Genomic DNA, 25,624 nt, shown 5'->3' with positions numbered 1-25,624 from the left:
CGGCTGACGACATCGTTTTGCCGCATAAAGCGGGCACGGATTTCGCCAATATCGGGCTGGAATCGGCCAAAACCGGGCTAGAATTGGGATGCTTTCGATGAGGAAATACCTGTTTTCGGCAGGATTCGCGCTCCTGTTCGCGGCGACCTCGGTCTCTGTCACCACGATGGTACCGCCGGCCTTCGCCAGTGAAATCAAGTATGTCGTCAACAACATGCCGATCACCACCGGCGACATCGCGGACCGGGCTGCCTTCCTGAAACTGCAGCGCAAGAAGGGTGACGCGGGTCAGGAAATGATCGACCAGACGCTGCGTATGGCGGAGGCCAGGCGTCTCGGCATCCGCATCTCCGACGCCCAGGTAGAGGCTGCCTATCAGCGCTTTGCCTCGAGCAACAAGATGCAGCTCAAGCAGCTCGACGGTGTCATGGCGCAGTCCGGCGTGACCAAGGAGCATTTCAAGGAATTCATCCGCTCCCAGATGGCGTGGAACCAGGCGCTGAGCGCACGCTACAGCGGCGGCGGCGGGGAGGTGAGCGAACAGGATCTGGTCAAGCGTATGCTCGAAAAAGGCGGCGCCAAGCCAAGCGCCACCGAGTACATGCTGCAGCAGGTGATCTTCGTGGTGCCGAAGGCCGAGCGCAGTGCCACACTCGCCAAACGCAAGCGCGAGGCCGAAGCCATGCGCGCCCGCTTCAATGGCTGCAACACCACGCGTGAATTCGCCAAGGGCCTGATCGACGTCACCGTTCGCGACCTCCCCCGATTGCTGGCGCCACAACTGCCGCCGGACTGGGCCGAGCAGATCAAGGCCACCAAGCTGGGCGGCGCCACGGCCGTGCGCGAGACCGATCGCGGCATTGAATTCATCGGCATCTGCTCGTCGCGCGAGGTTTCCGACGACAAGGCGGCCCAGATGGTGTTCCAGAGCGAAGGCAGCGGCGACAAGAACGCCGACGAGCTCTCGGCCAAATATGTCGAAGAGCTGAAGGCGAAAGCCAAGATCGTTACGCGCTGAACCGGCCCAGCCGTGCGTGAGACAGAGCTTCCGCTGGCGCTGAGCGTCGGCGATCCATCCGGCGTCGGTCCGGAAATCGCCATTGCCGCGTGGCAGAGCGCCCGCGGTTCCGGTGCCGCGCCCTTCTATCTTCTGGCCGATCCGGCGCTGATTGCCGCGCGGGCGCGCCGGCTCGGCGCGGCGGTGGCAATCGCCGAGACGGTGCCGGCCCAAGCAGCTGGTGTCTTTCAACACGCCTTGCCCGTGGTGCCGCTGGCGGCCCACTTCACCGACGATCCCGGCCGGCCCGACCCGGCCAATGCCGCCGGCATCATCGAGGCCATCGATCGCGCCGTCGCCGACTGCCTTGCCGGTCACGCGGCCGCGGTCGTCACCTGTCCGATCGCGAAGAAGCCGCTTTACGATGCCGGCTTCGGCTTTCCCGGTCACACCGAATATCTGGCGCATCTGGCCTCGCTCCACACCGGCGGCACGGTGACGCCGGTGATGCTGCTCGCCGGCCCCGAATTGCGCACCGTTCCGGTCACCATCCACATCGCGCTGGCCGAGGTGCCGAAGACGCTGACGACGGAGCTGATCGTTGCCATCGCGCGCATCACCGCCGGCGATCTTGCACGCCGTTTCGGCATCGCCAGGCCGAGGCTCGCGCTTGCCGGCCTCAATCCGCATGCCGGCGAAAGCGGCGCCATGGGGACAGAGGACGAGCGCATCATTCGTCCTGCGGTCGACATGTTGCGGGCGCAAGGCATCGATGCCTTCGGGCCGCTGCCGGCCGATACGATGTTTCATGCGCGCGCCCGCGCCGGCTACGACGTGGCGGTCTGCATGTATCATGACCAGGCGTTGATCCCGGCCAAGGCGCTGGCCTTCGACGAGGCCGTCAACGTCACGCTTGGCCTGCCGTTCATCCGCACCTCGCCCGATCACGGCACAGCCTTCGACATCGCCGGCAAGGGCATCGCACGTCCCGACAGCCTGATCGCGGCGCTGAAGCTGGCCCGCCGGCTGGCCGATACCGGCGCAAAGCCCGCAGCTGCATGAGCCCAAAATCATGAGCCCAAAATCATGAGCATTGACGGGCTGCCGCCGCTGCGCGAGGTGATCGAGCGCCATGGACTGCAGGCAAAGAAGGCGCTTGGCCAGAATTTCCTGCTCGACCTCAATTTGACCGGCAAGATCGCGCGGGTCGCCGGCGACCTCAGCGACAGCACGGTGATCGAGGTCGGCCCCGGCCCCGGCGGGCTGACCAGGGCGCTGCTCGCTGCCGGTGCCGGCCGCGTCGTCGCCATCGAGCGCGACGAACGCTGCCTTGCGGCCTTGGCCGAGGTCTCCAACCACTATCCGGGCCGGCTCGAGGTGATCAGCGGCGATGCGCTGAAGACGGATTTTGCCGCTCTTGCCAAGACCGCGTCACAAGACGGCCCGGTGAGGATTGCCGCCAACCTGCCCTACAATATCGGCACCGAGCTGTTGATCCGTTGGCTGACCGTGGCGGACTGGCCACCCTTCTATCAATCGATGACGCTGATGTTCCAGCGCGAGGTGGCCGAGCGCATTGTCGCCGGTGCCGGCAGCGATGCTTATGGCCGGCTCGGCGTGCTGGCGGGCTGGCGGACCGAGGCGAGGATCGCCTTCGACGTGCCGCCGCAAGCGTTCACGCCGCCACCCAAGGTAACGTCCTCGGTGGTGCATCTGGTGCCGCGCGCCAGCCCTTTGTCAACCGACGTGAAAAAACTCGGTCGCGTCACCGAAGCCGCTTTCGGCCAGCGCCGGAAAATGCTGCGGCAGAGCGTGAAGAGCCTGGGTGGCGAGGCACTGCTGACGCGCGCCGGCATCGATCCGACCCGGCGTGCGGAGACGCTCAGCGTCGAGGAATTCGTGCGGCTGACAAACGCGGTTTGACCGGCGGCGCTGGCGCGGCCGTGGACCCAAATCGCATTCTGTGTGACAGCGACGACAAGCAGCATATAGCGGCATGCAGTTGCCGGTGAGTCGCCGAGTTGATATTGTCGTCATATGAAAAAGAGTACCTCAAGCCACCGGCCGACCCAAAATGGCCAGTTTGTCCTGACCAGCGGCAGGGGCGAAAAAATCAGCGCGGTTGAAGGCTTGAAGCTATCGCAACGTATGGGCTTCATTCTGAAGGAAAGCCGTGAGCGCGGCCTGAGCGGGGATGAGCGCAGGGCGCTTATCAAGGACCAAGTAACCCGCAAGAAGTAGGATCGGCAGGTGGTCTATGCCGCTGAACATGATCCGCTGTGCTACCCAGGCACGACCGTTCTCCGCAACAGGCTGAATATCAAAGATCAGGCCCAACTCGATGAATTCGAGTTGGCACTTTTCCTGACCAGGGCCGACGAACATATCCCCGCAGGCCGTCTGGATTTCGAGCACCACAAGGCTGTCCATCATCACCTGTTCCAGGACGTTTATGAATGGGCGGGAGAGGTTCGCGCCATCCGCATCGGCAAGGGGGGCAACTGGTTCTGCTATCCTGAGTATATCAACCAGGAAATGCATAGAATTTTCGGCGAACTCGCCGACGGTGATTATCTCTGCGAACTCGACCTCGACGCCTTCGCCGTTCGGGCCGCGCATGTTTTGGCCGAAATCAATGCCGTCCACCCGTTTCGCGAAGGCAACGGCCGCACGCAGCTTACCTTTCTGGCAATGCTGATGGAGAATGCGGGATTCCCATTCAATGCCGATATGCTCGGTCGCGAAAACGTCCTGAATGCGATGATTGAGAGCTTTGCCGGCGAGGAAACCCCATTGGCAGAACTCATAAAAGATATCGCCAGCCAGTAACAGATGCCCACAGCGTCCATATTGCCAGATCGTTTGCCAAAGACGCCTTCATGGGACAGCCGGCCATCGGGGAACGACAGCTGCCTATTCCGTCTTCTCGTCCAGCAACCCCGAGACGAAATCGAACAGCCCGGGCCGGCGGTCGCGCCGCAGCCTTTCCGCCGTCACGATGCCACGCACTTCGGCGAAGGCGCGGTCGAGATCGTCGTTGACGATGACAAAGTCATATTCCTTCCAGTGCTCGATCTCGTTGCGGGCGTTCTTCAGCCTGGTCTCGATCACGTGCTCCTGGTCCTCGGCGCGGCGCTTGAGGCGCGACTTCAATTCCTTCATCGACGGCGGCAGGATGAAGATCGAGACGATGTCGGCGCGCATCTTCTCCTTGAGCTGCTGGGCGCCTTGCCAGTCGATGTCGAAGAGCATGTCACGGCCCTGCGCCAGCGCCAGTTCGGCCGGCTCGCGCGGCGTCGCGTAGCAATTGCCGTGCACCTCGGCCCATTCGAGCAACGCGTCGGAATCGCGCAGCCGCTCGAACTCGCGCGTGGTGCGGAAGTGATAGTGGACGCCCTCGATCTCCGAGCCGCGGCGTGGCCTGGTGGTGACCGAGACCGATAATTCCAGGCTGCCGTCGCTTTCCAGCAGGTTGCGCGCGATCGTCGACTTGCCGGCGCCCGACGGCGACGACAGGACCAGCATCAGCCCGCGGCGGCGAATGCGGGATCCGAGATCCCTGGCAACCATCGGCTCCTTGCCACCCATTCGGGTTTACTCCAGATTCTGGACCTGTTCGCGAAACTGGTCGACCACCGCCTTCAGTTCCAGCCCGATGGCGGTGACAGTGGCGGCGTTCGACTTGGAACACAGCGTATTCGATTCGCGGTTGAATTCCTGCGCCAGAAAATCGAGCTTGCGGCCGATGGCGCCGCCATTTGCCAGCAGCGCTCTGCCCGACGCCACATGCGTCTTCAGCCGATCGATCTCTTCACGGATATCGGCCTTGGTGGCCAGGAACGCCGCTTCCATGTGCAGCCGGCCGGCATCGAGATTGGCCGACGCATCCATCAGCAGCCGCACCTGTTCGGCGATCCGCTCGCGGATCGCCGCCGGTTCGCGCGACGGGTCGGCCTCGGCTTGAAGCGTCAACGCCTCGATGGCGTCGATATGGCCGGAAAGCAGCGAACGCAGCGCTTCGCCCTCGCTCTGGCGTGCCTGCTCGAGGCCTGTAAGCGCCGTTTCCAGTGCGGACAGGATTGACGCGTCGAGTGCTGCCCGCACCTCCTCGGTTTCGCTGGTTTCAGGGATATCGAGCACGCCGCGCAGGGAAAGCAGACCGTCGGCAGTTGCCGGACCAACACCGAACTGGTCCTGCAGCCGCTTGGCCAAGCCCGCCAGATCCCTGAGGAAGGCTTCGTTGACCACCGGCTGCGCCTGCTGGCCGGCGGCGCGGCCGACGGTCAGCGTCGCCTGGAAATTGCCACGCGAAAAGCGCTTCTGCAGCGTCTGCCGCACAGTCGGTTCGAGCCGCTCGAAACCTTGCGGCAGCCGCAACCTGACCTCGACGCTCTTGCCGTTGACCGACTTGACCTCCCAGGCGATCGAGGCGCCGTCATGTTCGGCAACAGTGCGTGCAAATCCGGTCATGCTCTGCAAATTCATGATGCGGCTCGTGTCTCCCTGATGGTCCGATTCTAACAATTGCGCATGCGTTCGATATCACGGGCAGCGCGAATGTCAGAATCGCAATACCGGCAAGATCTTGATTTCCGCTGTCGTTTCGATCTCGCTGGGCTGAAATCGAGAAGCAGAGGCACCCGAGCAAGACCGAAAACGCTTCGAACCCCGCTACTCGTTCAAAGCAGCAGCGCGTCCGCCTCTGTCCGCATCGCTTAAGGTCGATCCGTCTGAAAGCGCCGGCCTGCTACTGGGCGGCACCCGTATCGCCGGCATCACCGCTGTCACCGGCGGCATCGCCACTTGCGTCACCGTTGTCGTCGCCATCCGCCGGCGCATCGGTCTGGCCCGGAGTCTTGGCGCCCTTGGCGGCGTCTTCAGCCTGCTTCTTCTGCAGTGCCCGGTAGCGGGCAACGTTCTCATTGTGCTCGGCAAGCGTGGTGGCAAAGACGTGGCCGCCGGTGCCGTCGGCGACGAAATAGAGATCATCGGTCTTCGACGGGTTGGCGACGGCTTCGAGCGCGGCGCGGCCGGGATTGGCGATCGGCGTCGGCGGCAGGCCGTTGATCAGATAGGTGTTGTAAGGCGTCTGTTTCTGGATGTCAGATTGATAAATCGGCCGGTCGGCGGGTTTGCCCTTGCCGCCGAACAGGCCGTAAATGATGGTCGGATCGGATTGCAGCCGCATGCCCTTGGCCAGACGGTTGAGGAAGACGGCGGCAACGCGCGAGCGCTCGTCGCCCCGGCCGGTTTCCTTTTCGACGATCGAGGCCAAGGTGACGAAGTCGTCGACATTGGCCAGAGGCAGGTCGGGCGCGCGCCGCTGCCAGACCTCGTCGACCAGCTTCTTCTGGTCGGCGAGCAGCTTGTCGACCATCTGTTGGCGCGTGGCGCCGCGGGTAAAGCGCAGCGTGTCGGTGGCGAGGCTGCCCTCAGCCGGCTTGGCGGCCGGCATGTCGCCGGTCAGCGCATCCTGCTCGGCGATGCGCTGCAGCGCCTGCTCGACCGTCAGGCCCTCGGGAATGGTCAGCGAATACATCACCGACTTGCCGCTCTTCAGAAGCTCCATGATGTCGCGCATGGAGGCGCGCGGCTTTATCTCGTATTCGCCTGCCTTCAGCGCTGAATCATTGCCATAGACCCGCACGGCGATGCGGAAGATGCGGGCATCGCTGATCAGCCCACGCCGTTCGAGCTGGTCGGCAATATCCTGGACGCCGGTGCTCGGCTTGACCAGGAAGGTGTCGCCGGCCACCGACGGGCCCGGTTCGTTGAATGCCTGCTTGCCGAAATAGAGCGAAACGCCGGCGGCGAGGATCATCAACATCACCGCGGAGATGACGAAGTTCATGAACACGACGACTTGGCTGCGCGAGGCGCGCGAGCGCTTTGGTGGTGGTGTGCCGGCTTCCGGGCGCAAAGCTTCGGCCGCGGTCTTCGGCACGATCGGGCCGGTCTGCTGGTTTTGTCCGAATTGTCCGCTGCCGCCCGGATTGGTGTTCATTAGCGCCCTACCATCTGATCTCTTAGAGCGACCATGCGCCCGATTGGACTCACAGCGTGCCCTAACATTTCAAGCCTACGCATCGTGCTTTTAAAAAAGCGCCTTCGGTTTCAGGCCGATGCGACGAATCCCCAGCGGCAGAGTAGGCTTGAATATGGCAAAATTGACGACAGACCGCTGGCGCGCCGGTCGATACCGCAATCAGCCTGTATAACGCTGGAATACCAGCGAAGCGTTGGTGCCGCCGAAGCCGAAGGAGTTGGACAGCGCCACGTCGACCTGGCGATGCCGTGGCGTGTTCGGAACAAGGTCGATCGCGGTTTCGCGTTCCGGGTTGTCAAGATTGATGGTGGCTGGCGCGATGTTGTCTCTGATAGCGAGGATCGAAAAGATCGCCTCGGCGGCACCCGCGGCACCCAGGAGATGGCCGATCGACGACTTGGTCGACGACATCGAGATTTTCGAGGCGGCGTTGCCGACCAGCCGCTCGACGGCGCCGAGTTCGATCGTGTCGGCCATGGTCGAGGTGCCGTGCGCGTTGATGTAGTCGACGTCGGCGGGCGTCAGCTTGGCCCGGTTCAGCGCCGCCGTCATGCAGCGGAAGGCGCCGTCGCCGTCTTCGGCCGGTGCAGTGATGTGATAGGCATCGCCGGTCAGGCCGTAGCCGGTGACCTCGGCATAGATCTTGGCGCCGCGCGCCTTGGCGTGTTCGAGTTCTTCCAGCACGACGACCCCGGCGCCCTCGCCCATCACGAAGCCGTCACGGTCGCGGTCATAGGGACGCGAGGCCTTCTCAGGCGTGTCGTTGCGGTCGGTGGACAGTGCCCGGCAAGCAGCGAAGCCGGCAAGCGATAGTCTGGTCACCGGCGATTCCGCGCCGCCGGCCAGCATCACGTCGGCATCGCCGAAGATGATCAGCCGGGCGGCATCGCCAATGGCGTGCGCGCCGGTCGAGCAGGCGGTGACGACGGCGTGGTTGGGGCCTTTCAGCCCATGCCGGATCGATACCTGGCCAGATACCAGGTTGATAATGTTGCCGGGAATGAAGAATGGACTGATACGGCGCGGTCCGCGCTCTTTCAGGATGATAGCGTTCTCGGCGATGCCCTCGAGGCCGCCAATGCCGGAGCCGATCATGACGCCGGTGGCGCAGCGCTCGGCTTCGGTGCTGGGCTCCCAGCCGGAATCCTTCAGCGCTTCGTCGGCGGCCGCAATCCCGTAAAGGATGAAGTCGCCGATCTTGCGCAGTTCCTTGGGCTCGAGCACGGCTTCGGGATTGAGCGTGCCGTTGGTGCCGTCACCGCGCGGAATGACGTGGGCGATCTTGCAGGCAAGATCTTCCACTTCGAACTCGGTGACGCGCTTGGCGGCGCTGCGGCCGGTCAGAAGTTCCTTCCAGCTGTGCTCGAAGCCCATGCCGAACGGCGAAACCAGGCCAAGGCCCGTGACGACGACACGCCTCATCGCAGGTCCTCCCCGGTGATGACTGCGGATAAGTGTCAGGCCGAAGCCTTGTCGATGTACTTCACGGCATCGCCGACGGTCAGGATGGTCTCGGCCGCATCGTCCGGAATCTCGACGCCGAACTCTTCTTCGAAGGCCATGACGAGTTCGACCGTGTCGAGGCTGTCCGCGCCCAGATCATCGATGAAGCTCGCCTGCTCCGTCACCTTGTCGGCATCGACGCCAAGATGTTCGATGACGATCTTCTTGACGCGCTCTGCGGTGTCACTCATTTGGGGCATCCTCGTCTTTTGTTTGTCTGTCTTCGTTAGCGGGCAGAATGCCGCTAATCAAGCTGAAAGATGGTCCTGCCGGAAACGCAACGATGCCGGACCGGTTTTTGCTCGAACCGCCGGGTTGCGGGCCGCATTACACGAAAAATGGCTGAGGTCCAAGGCGAAATGGTCTCTTTTCACAAGCCGGCCATGTCTTCTTATCACCCGGCAATATCCTGTCAGATCATGGCCATGCCACCGTTGACATGGATGGTCTGGCCGGTGACGTAGGCTGCCTCGTTGGAGGCGAGATAGGCGACGGCCGACGCCACTTCAACACTCGTGCCCATGCGGCGCGTCGGGATCGCGGCCATTATCGCGTCTTTCTGCTTGTCGTTGAGCTTGTCGGTCATGGCCGATTCGATAAAGCCCGGGGCGACGCAGTTGACGGTGATGTTGCGGGTGGCGATCTCCTGCGCCAGCGACTTGGAAAAGCCGATCATGCCGGCCTTGGAGGCGCAATAATTGGTCTGACCAGGATTGCCGGTGACGCCGACCACCGAGGTGATGTTGATGATGCGGCCATGGCGGCGGCGCATCATCGGATGGGTCAGCTCGCGGGTCAGCCGGAACACGGCGGTGAGGTTCACCTCCAGCACGCTGTCCCAATCCGCGTCCGCCATGCGCACGAACAGGCCGTCCTTGGTGATGCCGGCATTGTTGACCAGTATGTCGACGCCTTCGAGTTCGGCTTCGGCCTTCTGGCCAAGCGCCTTGACCTCGTCACGGTCGGCAAGATTGGCCGGGAACAGCTTTACCCGGTCGCCGAGTTCGCCGGCCAGGGTCTCCAGTTTCTCGATGCGGGTGCCGTGCAAGCCGACAATGGCGCCTTGCGCATGCAGCACCCGGGCAATCGCCTCGCCAATGCCGCCCGATGCGCCGGTGACGAGCGCCTTGCGGCCGGTCAGTTCGAACATTTTCGTCTCCTGATCTTAAGAGAACACCCTTCCCACGGGAGGGGTTGAATCGCCAGTGGATTATGCAAGCGCGGCCAGCGCCGCCTCGACATCGGCCGGCGTGCCGACGGCCGATGTGGCGATGTCGCGGCTGATCCGCCGCGCCAGGCCGGAAAGCACCTTGCCGGCGCCGATCTCAAACAGCGTGGCGACGCCATTGGCGCCGAACCACTCCACCGTTTCGCGCCAGCGCACGCGGCCGGTGATCTGCTCGACCAGGCGGCGCGCGATCTCGTCGGGGTCGCTGGTCGGGACTACAGTGACGTTGGAGACGACGGGCACCACCGGTGCATTCTTGGTCACCCCGGCCAGCGCCTCGCGCATGACATCGGCCGCCGGCGCCATCAGCGCCGAATGGAAGGGGGCCGAGACCTGCAGCATCAGCGCCCGCTTCGCGCCCTTTTCGGTGCACAGTTTCGCGGCGAGTTCCACCGCCGCCCTGGCGCCGGAGATCACCAGCTGGCCGCCGCCATTGTCGTTGGCGATCTGGCAGACTTTGCCGGATCCCGTTGCGGCCTCGGTGCAAGCGGCTTCGACGTCGGGCTGTTCCAGTCCGATGATCGCCGCCATGGCGCCCTCGCCGGCCGGCACCGCCGCCTGCATGGCGTTGCCGCGGATGCGCAGCAGCCGGGCGGCATCGGCGACCGAAACGAAACCGGCCGCGGCAAGGGCGGAATATTCGCCGAGCGAATGACCGGAAACGTAGGCAACCTTGTCCTTCAGCGAAAAGCCGCGCGCTTCCAGCGAGCGGATTCCCGCCAGCGAGACCGCCATCAGCGCCGGCTGGGCATTGGCAGTCAGGGTCAGCGCCTCTTCCGGGCCTTCCCAGATCAGTTTCGACAGCTTTTCGCCCAACGCATCATCGACTTCCTCGAACACCCTGCGTGCCTCGGGGAAGGCGTCGGCGAGGTCCTTGCCCATGCCGACAGCCTGACTGCCCTGTCCCGGAAAGGTGAATGCGACGGCCATTTGGGCGCTCTCCAGCGGCTGATTTTTCCTGCCTGTGACGCAAGGCGGACCGTCAAGTCAAGCCCGGAGGCGGCATTTCCGCTCTCGCTTGAACCGGAGCTGACCTCGAGTCCCTGTTCCCAAAGGCTTTTTGCCGATCACACCTGATGAAAACCGCTCACGAATCGTTTGCTGGCTCTTCTTATTTTCGCCACAGGCGCTAGCTTTTGCATGACAGTTCTATGACAGAACGGTGGCGCGAGTGGAAATGCGCGTTGCTTGGGCCGGGGGAAGAGACGTGGCTAGGATCAGGAAGGGCGCGGCCGTACCCGCGCCACAGTTCTTGGAAGACGATCCGTCCACCGGCTACCTGCCGGGGCGCAGATGGCCGGTCATCCGCTACGGTCTGGTCACGCTGCTTGCCTCCGCCATCCTGGTGTTCGCCATCGAATGGATCGTGCGCGGCGACTTCTTCGGCACAGTCGACTTCTTCCTGCAGCCATTCAAGCCGGGCTGGACCACCATCATTGTCTTTGCATTGGTGCTGATGGGACTGGACGCCGTGCTTGGCCGCAGTCACCAGAGCCTGATGATCGTGGCGCCGCTGACGCTGGCGCTGGCCTTTGTCGGGCATCAGAAGTCGCATTATCTCGGCGATCCGCTCTACCCAACCGATTTTCTTTATTCGCGCCAGATCATGGCACTGATGCCGCTCCTGGTGCGCGAGCGGCCCTGGACGGCGCTCGCCATGGCGGTCGGCATCGTCGCCGGCCTGTCGCTGCTGATCTATGGCTGGCGGTTGTGGCGCCGCAAGGTTCCGATCCTCAGCCGCAAAGGGCGGCTGGCGCGGCTGACGCTGGCAGTGCCGCTGCTCGCCTTCTTCGTCTCGATCATGGACTACGCCACCTTCTCGTGGACCCGCGACCGGCTGCAGATCATCCCGATCATGTGGGACCAGAAGGAGAACTACGCCTCCAACGGGTTTGCGCTGGCCTTCGCGCTCAACGTGCCGATGGCGCATGTCTCGGCGCCGGCGGGCTATTCCGACAAGGCGATCGACGCGATCGACAGGCCTGATGTGACGGCCTCGGTACCGGATGAGAAACCCGACATCATCGTGGTGATGAGCGAATCTTTCTGGGATCCGACCAAGCTGCCCGGCGTCACAATCACGCCTGACCCGATCCCCAATGTGCGGGCGCTGCGTTCCGGCTATATGTTCTCGCCGGAATTCGGCGGCATGACCGCCAACATCGAATTCGAGGCGCTGACCGGCTTTTCCAATGCCTTCCTGCCGGCGGGCTCGATCCCCTATCAGCAATATGTGCGCACGCCGACGCCGTCGCTGGCGACCTTCCTGAAAAGCGAGGGATACCGGGCGCGCGCCATCCATCCGGGCACCAACTGGTTCTGGAACAGGGGCGCCGTCTATGCCGATTTCGGCTTCAACGATTTCCGCTCGGAAGAGACGCTGCCGCCACTGGAAAAGCGCGGGCCGCTGGCTTCCGATGCCTCGATGACCGACGAGATCATCGCAGAGGCCGACGCCAGCGAGCGGCCGGTGTTCTTCTTCGCCGTCAGCCTGCAGAACCACGGTCCCTACGAGCCGTACCGCTATTACAATCCGACCCACAAGGTCGCGGCACCGATCAGCACATGGGCGCGGGAATCGCTGCTCAGCTACGCCGAAGGCTCCGCCGATGCCGACCGTGGCCTCGAACGATTGATCGAATGGGCGAAGAAGCGCGAGCGGCCGACGGTCATCGCCTTCTTCGGCGACCATCTGCCGCCGCTCGGCCCCGTCTATGTCGAAACCGGTTACCTGAAGGACAATGTCGCGCCGCGCAAGGAACCGACGCCCGAGGCGGCACTGGAGCATCATCAGACGCCGCTGGTCATCTGGTCTAACCGCACCGGTCCGGCGCAGGATATGGGCGCCGTGAGCCCGGCCTTCCTGCCCTACCATATCCTTACCACGGCCGGGATCACGCACCCCTACTATACCGGCTTCCTGGGCGCGCTGCGCGAACGCTATCGCGTCGTGGATCGCAATCTGCTTCTGACACCGTCAGGTGAGGCCACGGCGGACTGGGCGCGGCAGAAGGACATCGATCCGGCGATCAACGACTTCCGCCTGCTGCAATACGACATGATGTTCGGCAAGCGTAAGGCGGCCCCGGACTTCTTCCCCGAAACGATCAACGGTCGTACCCCGCATACGAGTTGATGCCTGGTATTTTTCCAACCCTGCGACGCCAGGACGCTGTCCGGAGCATGCGTTACCCTTGCCTTCCAGCCAATTTGCTATATAGACGCCCGCAATCTGCCGGTCCTTGCTGGGGGCTGAACGGAGGGCCGGAGGTTTTACCCAAAACCTTCGTGTGAAGCCAGAAGCGCTTCCGCCTCCCGTGTCTCCGCTCTCGACCGTCTCGAAATGCTCCTTTCTTCCCCGCCCCTTCGGGATCAGCGGGTCAGAGAAGTTGCAGAGGCTTTTGCCGCGAGGATCCGGGAGAGAAACGAAGAAAGGCACTGAACCACTATGGCTCTATACGAACATGTGTTCCTTGCCCGGCAGGACCTCTCGCAGCAGCAGGTCGATGCGCTTGTCGAACAGTACAAGGGCGTCATCTCCGCAAATGGCGGGTCCGTCGGCCGGGTCGAGAACTGGGGACTGAAGTCCCTCACCTACCGGGTCAACAAGAACCGGAAGGCTTACTACACGCTTATGGACCTCAACTGCCCGCCGGCAGCGCTCAACGAGATGGAGCGCCAGATGGGCCTGTCCGAGGACGTGCTGCGTTTCCTGACCGTCAAGGTCGAGGCGCATGAGGAAGGCCCGTCGGCCATGATGCAGAAGCGCGAAGAGCGCTCGGAACGCGGCGGCTTCGGCGACCGCGACCGTGGCGATCGTGGTCCGCGCTCGTTCGGCGACCGTGATCGCGGCGACCGTGGCGATCGTCCGCCGCGCTCATTTGGCGATGCCGGTGGCGATCGTGGTCCGCGCCGTCCGCGCGAAGGCGTTGAAGGAGGTGCAGAATAATGGTCGACATCAATCAGATCCCGACCCGGCGCCCGTTCCATCGCCGCCGCAAGACCTGCCCGTTCTCCGGCGCCAATGCGCCCAAGATCGACTACAAGGACGTGCGTCTTCTGCAGCGCTACATTTCCGAGCGCGGCAAGATCGTGCCGTCGCGCATCACCGCCGTCAGCCAGAAGAAGCAGCGCGAACTCGCCAAGGCGATCAAGCGCGCCCGCTTCCTCGGCCTGCTGCCCTACGTGGTTCGCTAAGATCTCCGAAGCAGGCGGTTCGCCGCCTGCTTCCTTCTCCCACGGCGACGGGCGCCCAGGGGTAATTTGATGATGCATGTCGTTGTCCCAAAACCGGGACCACTCTTGGCGACGTGCATTGAAATCCCGAGTTGAGGTGAAAAGCCTCTAACTGCCGCGACAGGCAGGACAGCGACACCGGCGCAAAGGCGCTCAGAGCTTCCTGACCTGTTCCATTCAATTCGGCGCCGATCCCGCGGTCGGTGCCAGACGAAGGAACAAGACCATGCAAGTGATTCTTCTCGAACGCGTTTCCCGCCTCGGCCAGATGGGCGATACCGTCAAGGTCAAGGACGGCTTTGCCCGCAACTTCCTCTTGCCGCAGGGCAAGGCGCTGCGCGCCAACGAAGCCAACAAGAAGAAGTTCGAAGGACAGCGCGCGCAGCTCGAAGCCCGCAACCTCGAGCGCAAGTCGGAAGCCAGCCAGGTTGCCGAAAAGCTCGACGGCAAGAGCTTCATCGCCGTACGTTCGGCCGGCGAGACAGGCCAGCTCTACGGTTCGGTGTCGACCCGCGACATCGCCGACCTGCTGACCGCCGAAGGGTTCTCGGTCAACCGCAACCAGATCCAGCTCAATCAGCCGATCAAGACTATCGGCGTCACCAATGTGGCGATTGCGCTGCATCCGGAAGTCGAGGTCACCATCAGCCTCAACATCGCCCGCACGGCCGACGAAGCCGAGCGCCAGGCCAAGGGCGAGACGCTGACCACCGCCGAAGCCATCTATGGCGATGACATCAACGACAACGCACGGCCGGAGAACTTCTTCGACCCGAACACCGAGTTCGAAGGCGGCGAAGAAGACAACGCCTGATCCCGCGCGGGGCCCGATCGGGAAGCGAGGGGAGCAGCGCTCCAATCACTTCCTCGTCATCCAGCCTTTCTGGACCAATGCCCGGGCCTCTCGCCCGGGCATTTTTGTGCCAAATGGAACTTTTCGAACCCCTATATCTTGTTGCAGAATTGGTCCGCCAGTCTGACCGTGAGGGGACATTTGGTGATGAATATTCTGTTGAAGCGCGTTCTCGACCGCCTGGTGCGTACGGGCAATCTGAAAGTCACCGGGCCGAAGGGCTCCACAGTGGTTTTCGGCGACGGCAGCGGCGAGCCGGTGCATATGCACATCAAGACCAGGCACGCCGAGCGGGCCATCTCCTTCGACCCGATGCTGGCGGTGCCGGAAGCCTATATGGACGGCGAACTCGACATCATCGAGGGCGGCGTACTGGGTATGATGCGCATCGCCTTCCAGAACATGGGCAGCGGCGGTATCGACGCCACCTGGTCGAAGGCCATCGAGGGTCTGCGCCACGCCTTTCGCCGCCTGCAGCAGATCAACACCGCATCGCGGGCGCGCCGCAACGTGCAGCGCCACTATGATTTGTCGGGTGACCTCTACCGGCTCTTCCTCGACGAGGACATGCAGTATTCCTGCGCCTATTTCGAACAGCCGGACATGACGCTCGACGAGGCGCAGATGGCCAAGAAACGCCATATCGCCGCCAAGCTCAGGCTGAAGGCCGGCCAGACCGTGCTCGATATCGGCTCCGGCTGGGGTGGGCTCGGCCTCTATCTCGCCAAGGCTTTCGATGTCGACGTGCAAGGCGTGACGCTGTCGACCGAGCAGCACGGCGTCGCCACCGACCGGGCGCATGCGCAAGGCTTGCAGGACCGCGTGCATTTCGACCTCAAGGACTACCGCGAACTCAATGAACGCTTCGACCGCATCGTCTCGGTCGGCATGTTCGAGCATGTCGGCGTCAACCACTTCCGCACTTTCTTCGACAAGTCGGCGACGTTGTTGAAGCCCGACGGCGTCATGCTCTTGCACACGATCGGCCGCTCCGGCGTGCCGTGGGCGACCAGCGCCTTCATCCGCAAGTACATTTTTCCGGGCGGCTACATTCCTTCGCTGTCGGAGGTGATGCCGGCGATCGAGAAGTCGGGCCTTGTAGTCACCGACATCGAGATTCTGCGGCTGCACTATGCCGATACGCTGAAGCATTGGGGCCAGCGCTTTGCCGCCAACCGCGACAAGGCCAAGGCCATCTATGACGAGCGCTTCTGCAGGATGTGGGAGTTCTATCTGGCGGCTTCGGAAGCCGCCTTCCGCTGGCAGGATCTGGTCATCTTCCAGATCCAGATCGCCAAGAAGAACGACACGCTGCCGATGACGCGCGACTACATGGCCAAATGCGAAAAGGCGCTGGAAATGCGCGAAATGGGGCATCGTCAGGAGACGGCGGCCGTCGAGCCTGCTGTCGCCAGGTCCGTTGCTGTCAGGTCCGTTGCGGCCAAGCCAGCGCGCCGTCGCAAGGTGGCGGATCGCGAATAACGCCTCGATTGCGATTGCCGCTTGCCATTGACGGCTCTGACACTGAAAAAGGTCTCGTTCTCGAGAGACCTTTTTTAATGACCTGCCTGCCCACCATCGCCACCACCCTTGTCGAGTTCGCCGGCGCCTCGGTGCTCGCGCCACGCGGCGCCTGAGCGTGGAACTCCCCGCTTCGCTGCGACAAGGCGTCGAGCGCCTGCTCGAAACGACACCGCTGGCGGTGCTGCGCCAGGCGGCGAAGACGCTGTCTGACCGCTACCGCGCCGAATTGCGCGACGGGCGCCTGCACATGGCCGAAGAGATGGCGGTAAAAGCCTATCTGGCGACGCGGCTGCCGGCGACCTACGCGGCGGTACGGGCCGGTCTCGACGAACTCGCCTATGCGCGGCCCGATTTCCAGCCAACGAGCTTGCTCGATGTCGGCGCCGGTCCTGGCACGGTGCTTTGGGCCACTACAGACCTGTGGCCCGACCTCGAAGAGGCGGTTCTGGTTGAAGCAAGCGCCGCGGTGCGCAAGGTTGGCCAGTCGCTCGCCCTTGATACCATCGCCACCAGGATGGACTGGCGCGCCGGCGACGTGACCATCGACCTTGCCGATCTCAAGCCTGCCGATCTGGTCACCTGCGCCTATGTGCTGGACGAGATCGCGCCGGCATCGCTGCCGAAGCTTGTCGGCCGGCTCTGGCAGTTGACCGGCGACACACTGCTGATCGTCGAGCCCGGCACACCGGCCGGCTGGCAGCGCATCCTGGCAGTGCGCAGGCAATTGCTGGAGGCCGGGGCGCATGTGCTGGCGCCTTGTCCGCATGAGGCGCCCTGCCCGCTTGAGCCCCCCGACTGGTGTCATTTTTCGCGCCGCGTCGCCCGCTCGCGCCTGCATCGCCTGGCCAAGGACGCCGACGTGCCGTGGGAGGACGAGAAATTCATCTACGTCGCGGCTTCGCGGCAACCCGCGCCTGCACGTCAGCCGCGCGTGATTGCGCCGCCGAAATCGGGCTCCGGCAAGGTGCTGCTCAAACTGTGCCAGCCGGATGGCGGCGCCGGCGAGACACTTTTCACCAAGCGCGAGGGCGAGTTGTTCAAGGCAGCGCGGCGACTGGACTGGGGCGATACATTGGACGGAAGAAGCGGATAATCACCGAGATTGTTCTTGCTCTGTTCCAACGACTCGGATAAAAGTCAGCGCCTTTCTGAGTCAACCGGAATCGGGGCGCGGAAACACTCTTCTGTGGACGGTTTGCCGCCCCTGTGAACAACGGGGCATCGAGGTTGATTGGTCGTGCGGTGATGCAGAAAGGTCAGCACCGATTTATCTCGTTCTGATATCGAGAAGCCGGGATCAAAATCGGGGACATCATGGCAGAGGCAGCGCGAAAATTCGGCGTGGCGGAGCAGCAACCGCTTTATCGTGAAGCGCCGAACAACATCGAGGCCGAGCAGGCGCTGCTCGGCGCCATCCTCGTCAACAACGATGCCTTCTACCGCGTCTCCGACTTCCTCAAGGCCGGCCATTTCTACGAGCCGCTGCACCGGAAAATCTTCGAGGTCGCGGCCGAGCTCATCCGCATGGGCAAGGTGGCGACGCCGATCACGCTGAAAACCTTCCTGCCGGCCGACGAGAAGGTCGGCGACATGACGGTGGCGCAATATGTGGTTCGTCTGGCGGTCGAAGCCGTCACCGTCGTCAATGCCACCGATTATGGCCGCGCCATCTACGATCTGGCCACGCGCCGGGCACTGATTACCGTCGGCGAGGACATGGTCAACATCGCCTATGACGCGCCGGTCGACATGGCGCCGTCCGAACAGATCGAGGATGCCGAGCGGCGGCTGTTCGAACTGGCCGAAACCGGCCGTTACGACGGCGGCTTCGAGAGCTTCACCGACGCGGTCAAGACCGCCGTCGACATGGCCAACGCCGCCTATATGCGCGACGGCCATTTGTCGGGCCTCGCCACCGGCATGCGCGATCTCGACCGCCGCATGGGTGGCCTGCAGGCGTCGGATCTGATCATCATTGCCGGCCGTCCGGGCATGGGCAAGACGTCGCTCGCCACCAACATCGCCTTCAACATCGCCGAGATGTATGAGCCGGCGCAGCAGGCCGACGGCTCGTTCAAGGCAGCCAATGGAGGCGTCGTCGGCTTCTTCTCGCTGGAAATGTCGTCCGAGCAGCTCGCCACCCGCATCATTTCCGAACAGACGGAAATTTCGTCGTCAAAAATCCGCCGCGGCGAGATTTCGGAGATGGATTTCGAAAAGCTGGTCGCCTGCTCGCAGACCATGCAGAAGATCCCGCTGTTCATCGACCAGACCGGCGGTATCTCTATCGCGCAGCTGTCGGCGCGGGCGCGGCGGCTGAAGCGTCAGCGCGGCCTCGACCTCATCGTCATCGACTATATCCAGCTGATGCAGGGGTCGAGCGCGAAATCGTCGCAGAACCGGGTGCAGGAAATCACCGAGATCACCACCGGCCTCAAGGCGCTGGCCAAGGAACTCTCCGTTCCGATCATCGCGCTGTCGCAGCTGTCGCGTCAGGTCGAAAGCCGCGAAGACAAACGCCCCCAGCTGTCCGATCTTCGCGAATCCGGCTCGATCGAGCAGGACGCCGACGTGGTGATGTTCGTCTACCGCGAGGAATATTATCTGAAGAACCGCGAACCGAAGCCCGGCACCGACGAATACATCAAGTGGGAACACGAGATGAACGAGATGCGCGGCAAGGCCGAAGTCATCGTCGCCAAGCAGCGCCACGGCCCGACAGGTTCGGTGAGCCTCGCCTTCCATGGCGAGTTCACACGGTTTTCCGACCTCGCCGAAGAGCATCATATTGCGGAGAGGTTCGAGTAGCTTTTTGGCCTACCGCAGCGCTCCGTCACACCCCCCTCTGGCCTGCCGGCCATCTCCCCCGCAAGGGGGGAGATCAGCAGCTTTGCGGACGGCGCTCATCTTGCCACGTTGGCGATTGGCGAAAGCAGCGACGATAGCCAATCTCCCCCCTTGCGGGGGAGATGTCCGGCAGGACAGAGGGGGGTGTGCAGGATCACCCTCCTTCGGTCATTTGCAGGCAGCATCACTCCATGGCTAAATCGCGCGTCCAGTTCATCTGCCAGAATTGCGGGTCGGTGCATCAGCGCTGGGCCGGTAAATGCGATGCCTGCGGCGAGTGGAACACGCTGGTCGAGGAAGGCACCTCGGGCGGCATCGGCTCGGGACCGGCCAACACGCGCAATGCGCGCAAGGGCCGCGCCGTGGTGCTGACCAGCCTGTCCGGTGACATCGAGGATGCGCCGCGGATCATCTCCGGCATTGGCGAACTCGACCGCGCCACCGGCGGCGGCTTCGTGCGCGGCTCGGCGCTGTTGGTCGGCGGCGATCCCGGCATCGGCAAGTCGACGCTTTTGACCCAGGCCGCGGCCGCACTCGCGTCAAAGGGCCACCGCATCGTCTATGTCTCGGGCGAAGAGGCTGTCGCGCAGATCCGGCTGCGGGCGCAGCGGCTTGGCGTCGCCGACACGCCGGTCGAACTTGCCGCCGAGACCAATGTCGAGGATATCCTGGCAACAATAGCCGACGGCAAAAGGCCGGACCTCGTCATCCTCGATTCCATCCAGACGCTGTGGACCGACATGGCCGACTCGGCGCCCGGCACCGTCACCCAGGTGCGCGCCTCGGCGCAAGCGATGATCCGCTACGCCAAATCCACCGGTGCTGCCATCGTGCTGGTCGGCCATGTCACCAAGGAAGGCCAGATCGCCGGTCCGCGCGTCGTCGAGCACATGGTCGACGCCGTTCTCTATTTCGAAGGCGAAGGCGGCCATCACTACCGCATCCTGCGCACGGTGAAGAACCGTTTTGGGCCGACCGACGAGATCGGCGTCTTCGAGATGTCGGACAAGGGCTTGCGCGAGGTCGCCAATCCGTCGGAGCTGTTCCTCGGCGAACGCCACGCAAAATCGCCGGGTGCCGCGGTATTTGCCGGCATGGAAGGGACACGTCCGGTGCTGGTCGAGATCCAGGCACTGGTGGCGCCGTCCACATTGGGCACGCCGCGCCGTGCCGTCGTCGGCTGGGACGGCGCACGGCTGTCGATGATCCTTGCCGTGCTCGAAGCCCATTGCGGCGTGCGCTTCGGCACCCACGATGTCTACCTCAACGTCGCCGGCGGCTACCGGATTTCCGAGCCGGCGGCCGATCTGGCGGTTGCCGCTGCACTGGTTTCGTCGCTCACCGGTCTTGCCCTTCCCGCCGATTGCGTCTATTTCGGCGAAATCAGCCTGTCGGGCGCAGTGAGGCCGGTTGCGCATGCGCAGCAGCGCCTTAAAGAGGCCGAAAAGCTGGGTTTTGGAAGTGCGGTTCTGCCCTTGGGCAGCGAGGAGGTTGTCGGGGGGATCGGGGCCGGCGCTTTCCAGCCGACCGAACTTGCCGATCTCGTCGCACGCATAGCCGGCTCACGGCGCAGCCGTGTCGACGTGGAAGATTGACGCGGCTCGCCCGAGCCGTGAAAAGACAATCTGAGTGGGGCGAATGACATGCCGATTACGCTGCTGGACGGAATTCTCGTCGGCTTCACCCTGGTCTCGGCGATGCTCGCCATGGTTCGCGGCCTGTCACGCGAAATCCTGTCCGTCGTGTCCTGGGCGGCTGCCGCCGCGGCGGCATTCTTCTTCTACAAGCCGGTGCTGCCTTACGTTCAGCCCTATGTCGAAAGCGACAAGATCGCCATGGCGGCATCCGCCGGCATCGTCTTCCTCATCGCGCTGATCGTCGTTTCCGTCATCACCATGAAGCTTGCCGACTGGATCATCGATTCCAGGATCGGCGCGCTCGACCGTACGCTGGGCTTCCTCTATGGCGCCGCGCGCGGCGTCCTCGTCGTCGCCGTGGCGCTGCTGTTCTTCAACTGGCTGGCCGGCGCCAAGGCCCCTGCCTGGATCGCCAACGCCAAGTCGAAGCCGCTGCTCGAGACCATCGGCGCCAAGCTGGAAAGCCTGCTGCCCGAAGATCCGGAAAACGCCATCCTGAAGAAGCTCAATCCGAATCAGCCGGCAGCCGAGACGCCTCCGGCGGCCGATGCACCGGCGGTGGATGCTCCGGCAACCGGTGACGATACGCCGGCGCCCGACGACGAGACCGACGCTCCGGCCGATAACGCACCCGCGCCCGCTGCTCCGGCTCCGGCTCCGGCCGCGCCGGCAAACTGATACGGACGGATGGTGCCTGACAGGCGCCATCCCGGCAGTTCCGGCCTGACTTTGATGTGAACGGCGCACGACGTGCGTTGCTTTCGCGGTGCTATCGCACTATATGGCCATTTTAGCGGAGCTTGAGCCCCATGGCAGTTTCGAAGGCAGACGCGGACGACGTCCTTTCCGCCGAAGCAGACGATCATTTCCACGATGAATGCGGGGTGTTCGGCATTTTCGGCCGGCAGGACGCTGCGGCCATCGTCACACTAGGCCTGCATGCGCTGCAGCATCGCGGCCAGGAAGCGGCCGGCATCGTCTCCTATGACGGCACGCAGTTCCATGTCGAACGCCATGTCGGCCTGATCGGCGACACCTTCACCAAGCAGCACGTCATCGACAGCCTGCAAGGCAACCGTGCCATCGGCCACACGCGCTATGCCACGACGGGCGGCGCCGGCATGCGCAACATCCAGCCCTTCTTCGCCGAACTCGCCGATGGCGGCTTTGCCGTCGCCCATAACGGCAATCTCACCAACGCCATGACCGTGCAGCGCGCGCTGCAGAAACAGGGCGCGATCTTCTCGTCGACCTCCGACACCGAGACGCTGCTGCATCTCGTTGCCACCAGCAAGGAACGCGATTTGAATTCGCGCTTCATCGACGCCGTGCGTCAGGTTGAAGGCGCTTTCTCGCTGGTTGCGATGACCTCCAAGAAGATGATCGGCTGCCGCGATCCGCTCGGCATCCGCCCGCTGGTGCTCGGCGACCTCGACGGCGCCTGGATCCTGGCCTCCGAAACCTGCGCGCTCGACATTATCGGCGCCCGCTTCGTGCGCGACCTGAAGCCCGGCGAAATGGTCGTGGTGACCTCGAAGGGCATCGAGAGCCTGTTCCCCTTCGAGCCGCAGAAGACCCGCTTCTGCATCTTCGAATATGTCTATTTTGCCCGCCCGGACTCCTCGGTCGAAGGCCGCAATGTCTACGAAGTGCGCAAGCGTATCGGCGCCGAATTGGCGCAGGAAAGCCCGGTCGAGGCCGATATCGTCGTGCCGGTGCCGGATTCCGGCACGCCGGCGGCAATCGGCTTCTCCCAGGCGGCAGGCATCCCCTTCGAACTCGGTATCATCCGCAACCACTATGTCGGCCGAACCTTCATCCAGCCCGGCGATTCGATCCGCCATATGGGCGTCAAGCTCAAGCACAACGCCAACCGCCGGATGATCGAGGGCAAGCGCGTGGTGTTGGTCGACGATTCGATCGTGCGCGGCACCACCAGCCAGAAAATCGTGCAGATGGTGCGCGACGCCGGCGCCAAGGAAGTGCATATGCGCATCGCCTCGCCGCCGACCAGCGCGTCGTGCTTCTACGGCGTCGACACGCCGGAGAAGTCGAAGCTTTTGGCATCGCGCATGTCGATCGAGGAAATGGCCGAGTTCATCCGTGTCGATTCGCTCGGCTTCCTGACCATTGACGGGCTCTACCGCGCCGTCGGCGAAGCCAGCCGCGACAATGAGCAGCCGCAATTCTGCGACGCCTGTTTCACCGGCCAGTACCCGACCCGCCTGCTCGACTTCGAAGGCCACGACAATGTGCGCACGCTGTCGCTGCTGGCGAACAACGGGGCGTAAAGCCCAACTGCTATCCTTGAAAGCGCTCGCATGACCCTCGACCTCTCCGGCCGCGTCGCGGTCGTTACCGGCGCCTCGCGCGGCATCGGCTACTTCATCGCCAATGAACTTGCCGCCGCTGGCGCCCATGTCATTGCGGTTGCCCGGACCGTCGGCGGGCTGGAAGAGCTCGATGACCAGATCAAGGCCGAACGCGCGAAAACCGGCAAGGGCGAAGCGACGCTGGTGCCTCTCGACCTCTCAGACATGGCCGGCATCGACCGGTTGGGCGGGGCCATTCACGAGCGTTGGGGCAAGCTCGACATTCTGGTGGCCAATGCCGGCGTGCTCGGCGTCATCTCGCCGATCGGCCATGTCGAGGCCAAAACCTTCGAGAAGGTAATGACCATCAATGTCACCTCGACCTGGCGGCTGATCCGCTCGGTCGACCCGCTGCTCAGGCTGTCCGACGCCGGCCGCGCCATTCTCATGTCCTCCAGCTCCGCGCATTCGGCGCGCGCCTTCTGGGCGCCCTATGCGGCGTCGAAGGCGGCGGTGGAAGCCATGACGCGTTCCTGGGCGCATGAGACCCAGAGCCTGCCGCTCCGCGTCAATGCCGTCGACCCCGGCGCCACCCGCACCGCCATGCGTGCGCAGGCCGCGCCCGGCGAGGATCCGGAAACGCTGCCGCACCCCTCAGAGGTGGCAAAACGCATCGTGCCGCTGGCGAGCCCCGAGATGAAAGAGACGGGGCTGATCTTCCAGGTCAAGAACAACCGCTTCGTCGCCTACCGGCAGCCGGAATAAACCGGGTTGTAGCGGGATTAAACAGGCCTCCAGTTACGTTTCTTCGAATGTAGGACATTCGAAACCGGAGGACCGACATGCGTAGACTTCTTCTCGTTGCCGCCGCCGCGATTGCCGCCACAGCCGGCGTGGCGCTGGCGCAAGACGCAAAGATGAGTTTCTTCGTCACCAGCGTCGGTTCCGGCAAAGGCGCCGATCTCGGCGGTCTCAAGGGTGCCGACGCGCATTGCGCCTCGCTGGCGGAAGCGGCTGGGGTTACCGGCAAGGAATGGCACGCCTATCTCTCGAGCGCCAATGTCGATGCGCGCGACCGTATCGGCAAGGGTCCCTGGGTCAACGCCAAGGGCGAGAAGATTGCCGATGACGTCGCCTCGCTGCACAGCGACGCCAACGCCATCAACAAGCAGACGGCGCTGACCGAGAAGGGCCAAGTGGTCAATGGCCGCGGCGACAAGCCGAACCGGCACGACATATTGACCGGCTCGAAGCCTGACGGCACCAAGATCGCCGACCAGACCTGCGGCGACTGGACCTTGAGCGGGGCGGAGGGCGCGGCGATGATGGGCCATCACGACCGCACCGGCCTTGATGAGTCGGCGGCGGCGAAATCCTGGAACTCCTCGCATGCCTCGCGCGGCGGCTGCAGCCAGGAGGCGCTGAAAGGCACCGGCGGCGACGGCCTGTTCTACTGCTTTGCCGCGAACTGAGAGACGTCTGGGAGCGGTTCGTTCACGGGTCTGTGATGGTCCGGCAGGTCCCTGCCCCATCGCCCTGCTTTCGCCATCAGCCGGGAGTTGCTAGGGTCGACCCGACTCCGACACCCAGCAAAGCGAGGAATTCCCATGGCTGCTCCCAGCGTAGCATTGGTCTGGTACCTGGTGATCGCCGGCCCGCAAGGCGGCATGGTGGTGCTGCCCAGCACCTTCGACACCCGCGAACAGTGCACAAACGCGATTACCGAATATCAGAAGCAGCCGACGCCGGCCGGCTGGGCGGTCAACTGCGTGCCGAGCGCCTCCCCGTTTACCGATGAGGGCGACGCGGAAGAGCCTGCGGCGCAGTAGCGCAATCTCCCCCCTCGAGGGGGAGATGGCCGGCAGGCCAGAGGGGGTCGCCTCGCGTAGAGTGCCAACCTCCTTCCGCACAAAGGGCGTCGCGTCCAGTCGGCCCGACCCCCTCTGTCGCCTTCGGCGACATCTCCCCCTCAAGGGGGGAGATCAGGCGCGCGCCTTCACCGTCAGCTCCGGCTTGCTGTTGATGGTCTGGAAGACCACGCAATAGCGTTCCGTCAGCTTGATCAGCGCGTCGATGCGATCCTGCGGCTCATCCGTGTCGAGGTTGAAATTCAACCGGATGGCGCGAAAGCCCACGGGGGCGTCCTTGGCCACGCCCAGCGTGCCGCGAAAGTCGAGATCGCCTTCGGCCTCGACGGTGGCTGCGCCAAGCCTGAATTCCAGCGCCGTCGCCACTGCCTTCAGCGTCACGCCGGCGCACGCCACCAGCGCCTCCAAAAGCATATCGCCCGAACACAATTCGAGCCCGGAACCGCCGGTCGCCGGATTCCGGCCCGCGCCCGCCAGCGCCCCGCCCGTCTCGACCATGCAGGCAAACGCCTGGTCGTAGGTGGAGCCGTTGGCGCGCAGCGGGCTAAGCGAGCCCGAGGCATCGTCGCGAAT

26 protein-coding genes are annotated in these 25,624 nt (G+C 63.8%); 18 read left to right on the top strand and 8 right to left on the bottom strand.

What is annotated here, in order from left to right; genetic code table 11:
* The first annotated feature begins 88 nt into the window (after positions 1 to 88).
* The 5 genes from NKH35_RS19125 to NKH35_RS19105 all read left to right on the top strand — a co-directional run bounded on the left by NKH35_RS19125 (position 89) and on the right by NKH35_RS19105 (position 3,826).
* A complete protein-coding gene (locus NKH35_RS19125) occupies positions 89 to 1,018 on the top strand; it encodes a SurA N-terminal domain-containing protein (RefSeq protein ID WP_352915836.1) in 930 nt (309 codons plus the stop codon).
* A gap of 12 nt (positions 1,019 to 1,030) precedes the next feature.
* Positions 1,031 to 2,059 (top strand): 4-hydroxythreonine-4-phosphate dehydrogenase PdxA, encoded by a 1,029-nt coding sequence (gene pdxA / locus NKH35_RS19120; protein ID WP_031195193.1) that lies wholly within the window; start codon positions 1,031 to 1,033, stop codon positions 2,057 to 2,059.
* 24 nt (positions 2,060 to 2,083) lie between these two features.
* Positions 2,084 to 2,920: a 16S rRNA (adenine(1518)-N(6)/adenine(1519)-N(6))-dimethyltransferase RsmA gene (rsmA, locus tag NKH35_RS19115; RefSeq protein WP_023705356.1), complete on the top strand. Its 837-nt coding sequence runs from the start codon at positions 2,084 to 2,086 to the stop codon at positions 2,918 to 2,920.
* 114 nt (positions 2,921 to 3,034) lie between these two features.
* Positions 3,035 to 3,238, top strand: a complete 204-nt coding sequence (locus tag NKH35_RS19110; RefSeq protein WP_023733861.1) for a hypothetical protein — start codon at positions 3,035 to 3,037, stop codon at positions 3,236 to 3,238.
* A gap of 9 nt (positions 3,239 to 3,247) precedes the next feature.
* The gene (locus NKH35_RS19105) at positions 3,248 to 3,826 is read left to right on the top strand and encodes a Fic/DOC family protein (protein ID WP_023733860.1); all 579 of its coding nucleotides are present in this window, start codon (positions 3,248 to 3,250) and stop codon (positions 3,824 to 3,826) included.
* Between the two features lie 84 nt (positions 3,827 to 3,910).
* On the opposite strand, the gene gmk is transcribed toward NKH35_RS19105, so the two are convergent.
* The 7 genes from gmk to fabD all read right to left on the bottom strand — a co-directional run bounded on the left by gmk (position 3,911) and on the right by fabD (position 10,704).
* Positions 3,911 to 4,585: a guanylate kinase gene (gmk, locus tag NKH35_RS19100; RefSeq protein ID WP_023672729.1), complete on the bottom strand. Its 675-nt coding sequence runs from the start codon at positions 4,583 to 4,585 to the stop codon at positions 3,911 to 3,913.
* Positions 4,586 to 4,591: 6 nt separating this feature from the next.
* Positions 4,592 to 5,482 carry a YicC/YloC family endoribonuclease gene (locus tag NKH35_RS19095; protein ID WP_023695597.1) on the bottom strand — a complete coding sequence of 297 codons (891 nt, stop codon included), beginning with the start codon at positions 5,480 to 5,482 and terminating at the stop codon, positions 4,592 to 4,594.
* A gap of 262 nt (positions 5,483 to 5,744) precedes the next feature.
* Complete coding sequence (mltG, locus tag NKH35_RS19090; RefSeq protein WP_023715070.1) at positions 5,745 to 7,001, bottom strand: endolytic transglycosylase MltG; 1,257 nt, start codon at positions 6,999 to 7,001, stop codon at positions 5,745 to 5,747.
* A 201-nt stretch (positions 7,002 to 7,202) separates the two neighbouring features.
* The gene (gene fabF, locus NKH35_RS19085) at positions 7,203 to 8,465 is read right to left on the bottom strand and encodes a beta-ketoacyl-ACP synthase II (protein ID WP_023685687.1); all 1,263 of its coding nucleotides are present in this window, start codon (positions 8,463 to 8,465) and stop codon (positions 7,203 to 7,205) included.
* Positions 8,466 to 8,500: 35 nt separating this feature from the next.
* Positions 8,501 to 8,737, bottom strand: a complete 237-nt coding sequence (locus NKH35_RS19080; protein ID WP_006203723.1) for an acyl carrier protein — start codon at positions 8,735 to 8,737, stop codon at positions 8,501 to 8,503.
* 221 nt (positions 8,738 to 8,958) lie between these two features.
* A complete protein-coding gene (gene fabG / locus NKH35_RS19075; RefSeq protein WP_023685686.1) occupies positions 8,959 to 9,696 on the bottom strand; it encodes a 3-oxoacyl-[acyl-carrier-protein] reductase in 738 nt (245 codons plus the stop codon).
* A 60-nt stretch (positions 9,697 to 9,756) separates the two neighbouring features.
* Positions 9,757 to 10,704 carry an ACP S-malonyltransferase gene (gene fabD, locus NKH35_RS19070; RefSeq protein ID WP_023733859.1) on the bottom strand — a complete coding sequence of 316 codons (948 nt, stop codon included), beginning with the start codon at positions 10,702 to 10,704 and terminating at the stop codon, positions 9,757 to 9,759.
* 277 nt (positions 10,705 to 10,981) lie between these two features.
* On the opposite strand from fabD, the gene NKH35_RS19065 reads away from it, so the two are divergent.
* From NKH35_RS19065 to NKH35_RS19005, 13 genes are all read left to right on the top strand, one after another.
* Entirely contained in the window at positions 10,982 to 12,910 is a 1,929-nt protein-coding gene (locus tag NKH35_RS19065; RefSeq protein ID WP_023733858.1) for an LTA synthase family protein, read from the top strand.
* Positions 12,911 to 13,222: 312 nt separating this feature from the next.
* Positions 13,223 to 13,723: a 30S ribosomal protein S6 gene (gene rpsF / locus NKH35_RS19060; protein WP_023672722.1), complete on the top strand. Its 501-nt coding sequence runs from the start codon at positions 13,223 to 13,225 to the stop codon at positions 13,721 to 13,723.
* Positions 13,723 to 13,971 carry a 30S ribosomal protein S18 gene (gene rpsR / locus NKH35_RS19055; RefSeq protein WP_006203718.1) on the top strand — a complete coding sequence of 83 codons (249 nt, stop codon included), beginning with the start codon at positions 13,723 to 13,725 and terminating at the stop codon, positions 13,969 to 13,971. The genes rpsF and rpsR overlap by 1 nt, the downstream gene beginning before the upstream one ends.
* A gap of 265 nt (positions 13,972 to 14,236) precedes the next feature.
* A complete protein-coding gene (gene rplI / locus NKH35_RS19050) occupies positions 14,237 to 14,824 on the top strand; it encodes a 50S ribosomal protein L9 (protein WP_023672721.1) in 588 nt (195 codons plus the stop codon).
* 186 nt (positions 14,825 to 15,010) lie between these two features.
* Positions 15,011 to 16,345 carry a cyclopropane fatty acid synthase gene (locus tag NKH35_RS19045; protein WP_352915830.1) on the top strand — a complete coding sequence of 445 codons (1,335 nt, stop codon included), beginning with the start codon at positions 15,011 to 15,013 and terminating at the stop codon, positions 16,343 to 16,345.
* Between the two features lie 157 nt (positions 16,346 to 16,502).
* A complete protein-coding gene (locus tag NKH35_RS19040; protein WP_352538079.1) occupies positions 16,503 to 17,480 on the top strand; it encodes a small ribosomal subunit Rsm22 family protein in 978 nt (325 codons plus the stop codon).
* 221 nt (positions 17,481 to 17,701) lie between these two features.
* Positions 17,702 to 19,195 carry a replicative DNA helicase gene (locus tag NKH35_RS19035; protein WP_023672717.1) on the top strand — a complete coding sequence of 498 codons (1,494 nt, stop codon included), beginning with the start codon at positions 17,702 to 17,704 and terminating at the stop codon, positions 19,193 to 19,195.
* 230 nt (positions 19,196 to 19,425) lie between these two features.
* Positions 19,426 to 20,829: a DNA repair protein RadA gene (gene radA, locus NKH35_RS19030; RefSeq protein WP_023685682.1), complete on the top strand. Its 1,404-nt coding sequence runs from the start codon at positions 19,426 to 19,428 to the stop codon at positions 20,827 to 20,829.
* A gap of 48 nt (positions 20,830 to 20,877) precedes the next feature.
* Complete coding sequence (locus NKH35_RS19025; protein ID WP_023685681.1) at positions 20,878 to 21,549, top strand: CvpA family protein; 672 nt, start codon at positions 20,878 to 20,880, stop codon at positions 21,547 to 21,549.
* A gap of 131 nt (positions 21,550 to 21,680) precedes the next feature.
* Positions 21,681 to 23,162, top strand: a complete 1,482-nt coding sequence (gene purF, locus NKH35_RS19020; RefSeq protein ID WP_023672714.1) for an amidophosphoribosyltransferase — start codon at positions 21,681 to 21,683, stop codon at positions 23,160 to 23,162.
* A 30-nt stretch (positions 23,163 to 23,192) separates the two neighbouring features.
* On the top strand, positions 23,193 to 23,948 hold the full coding sequence (locus NKH35_RS19015; RefSeq protein WP_023685680.1) for an SDR family NAD(P)-dependent oxidoreductase: 756 nt from the start codon (positions 23,193 to 23,195) through the stop codon (positions 23,946 to 23,948).
* A gap of 77 nt (positions 23,949 to 24,025) precedes the next feature.
* On the top strand, positions 24,026 to 24,655 hold the full coding sequence (locus NKH35_RS19010; RefSeq protein ID WP_023708609.1) for a hypothetical protein: 630 nt from the start codon (positions 24,026 to 24,028) through the stop codon (positions 24,653 to 24,655).
* 135 nt (positions 24,656 to 24,790) lie between these two features.
* Positions 24,791 to 25,012 (top strand): hypothetical protein, encoded by a 222-nt coding sequence (locus NKH35_RS19005; RefSeq protein ID WP_023689120.1) that lies wholly within the window; start codon positions 24,791 to 24,793, stop codon positions 25,010 to 25,012.
* A 153-nt stretch (positions 25,013 to 25,165) separates the two neighbouring features.
* On the opposite strand, the gene NKH35_RS19000 is transcribed toward NKH35_RS19005, so the two are convergent.
* Positions 25,166 to 25,624, bottom strand: coding sequence for an OsmC family protein (locus tag NKH35_RS19000; RefSeq protein ID WP_352915826.1), 459 nt, complete (start codon positions 25,622 to 25,624; stop codon positions 25,166 to 25,168).

This window comes from Mesorhizobium sp. M1143 (assembly GCF_040318435.1).
GTDB lineage: Bacteria > Pseudomonadota > Alphaproteobacteria > Rhizobiales > Rhizobiaceae > Mesorhizobium.
Note: the sequence above shows the minus strand (reverse complement) of the source record. Positions and strands in the feature narration are given on the sequence as shown.

What these genes read in the sequence shown, in the direction of transcription:
- NKH35_RS19125 (WP_352915836.1), top strand. Translation starts at nt 89, where the DNA reads ATGCTTTCGATGAGGAAATACCTGTTTTCGGCAGGATTCGCGCTCCTG.
- rsmA (WP_023705356.1), top strand. Translation starts at nt 2,084, where the DNA reads ATGAGCATTGACGGGCTGCCGCCGCTGCGCGAGGTGATCGAGCGCCAT.
- NKH35_RS19110 (WP_023733861.1), top strand. Translation starts at nt 3,035, where the DNA reads ATGAAAAAGAGTACCTCAAGCCACCGGCCGACCCAAAATGGCCAGTTT.
- gmk (WP_023672729.1), bottom strand. Translation starts at nt 4,585, where the DNA reads ATGGGTGGCAAGGAGCCGATGGTTGCCAGGGATCTCGGATCCCGCATT.
- NKH35_RS19095 (WP_023695597.1), bottom strand. Translation starts at nt 5,482, where the DNA reads ATGAATTTGCAGAGCATGACCGGATTTGCACGCACTGTTGCCGAACAT.
- mltG (WP_023715070.1), bottom strand. Translation starts at nt 7,001, where the DNA reads ATGAACACCAATCCGGGCGGCAGCGGACAATTCGGACAAAACCAGCAG.
- fabF (WP_023685687.1), bottom strand. Translation starts at nt 8,465, where the DNA reads ATGAGGCGTGTCGTCGTCACGGGCCTTGGCCTGGTTTCGCCGTTCGGC.
- NKH35_RS19080 (WP_006203723.1), bottom strand. Translation starts at nt 8,737, where the DNA reads ATGAGTGACACCGCAGAGCGCGTCAAGAAGATCGTCATCGAACATCTT.
- fabG (WP_023685686.1), bottom strand. Translation starts at nt 9,696, where the DNA reads ATGTTCGAACTGACCGGCCGCAAGGCGCTCGTCACCGGCGCATCGGGC.
- fabD (WP_023733859.1), bottom strand. Translation starts at nt 10,704, where the DNA reads ATGGCCGTCGCATTCACCTTTCCGGGACAGGGCAGTCAGGCTGTCGGC.
- rpsF (WP_023672722.1), top strand. Translation starts at nt 13,223, where the DNA reads ATGGCTCTATACGAACATGTGTTCCTTGCCCGGCAGGACCTCTCGCAG.
- rpsR (WP_006203718.1), top strand. Translation starts at nt 13,723, where the DNA reads ATGGTCGACATCAATCAGATCCCGACCCGGCGCCCGTTCCATCGCCGC.
- rplI (WP_023672721.1), top strand. Translation starts at nt 14,237, where the DNA reads ATGCAAGTGATTCTTCTCGAACGCGTTTCCCGCCTCGGCCAGATGGGC.
- NKH35_RS19045 (WP_352915830.1), top strand. Translation starts at nt 15,011, where the DNA reads ATGAATATTCTGTTGAAGCGCGTTCTCGACCGCCTGGTGCGTACGGGC.
- NKH35_RS19035 (WP_023672717.1), top strand. Translation starts at nt 17,702, where the DNA reads ATGGCAGAGGCAGCGCGAAAATTCGGCGTGGCGGAGCAGCAACCGCTT.
- radA (WP_023685682.1), top strand. Translation starts at nt 19,426, where the DNA reads ATGGCTAAATCGCGCGTCCAGTTCATCTGCCAGAATTGCGGGTCGGTG.
- NKH35_RS19025 (WP_023685681.1), top strand. Translation starts at nt 20,878, where the DNA reads ATGCCGATTACGCTGCTGGACGGAATTCTCGTCGGCTTCACCCTGGTC.
- purF (WP_023672714.1), top strand. Translation starts at nt 21,681, where the DNA reads ATGGCAGTTTCGAAGGCAGACGCGGACGACGTCCTTTCCGCCGAAGCA.
- NKH35_RS19015 (WP_023685680.1), top strand. Translation starts at nt 23,193, where the DNA reads ATGACCCTCGACCTCTCCGGCCGCGTCGCGGTCGTTACCGGCGCCTCG.
- NKH35_RS19010 (WP_023708609.1), top strand. Translation starts at nt 24,026, where the DNA reads ATGCGTAGACTTCTTCTCGTTGCCGCCGCCGCGATTGCCGCCACAGCC.
- NKH35_RS19005 (WP_023689120.1), top strand. Translation starts at nt 24,791, where the DNA reads ATGGCTGCTCCCAGCGTAGCATTGGTCTGGTACCTGGTGATCGCCGGC.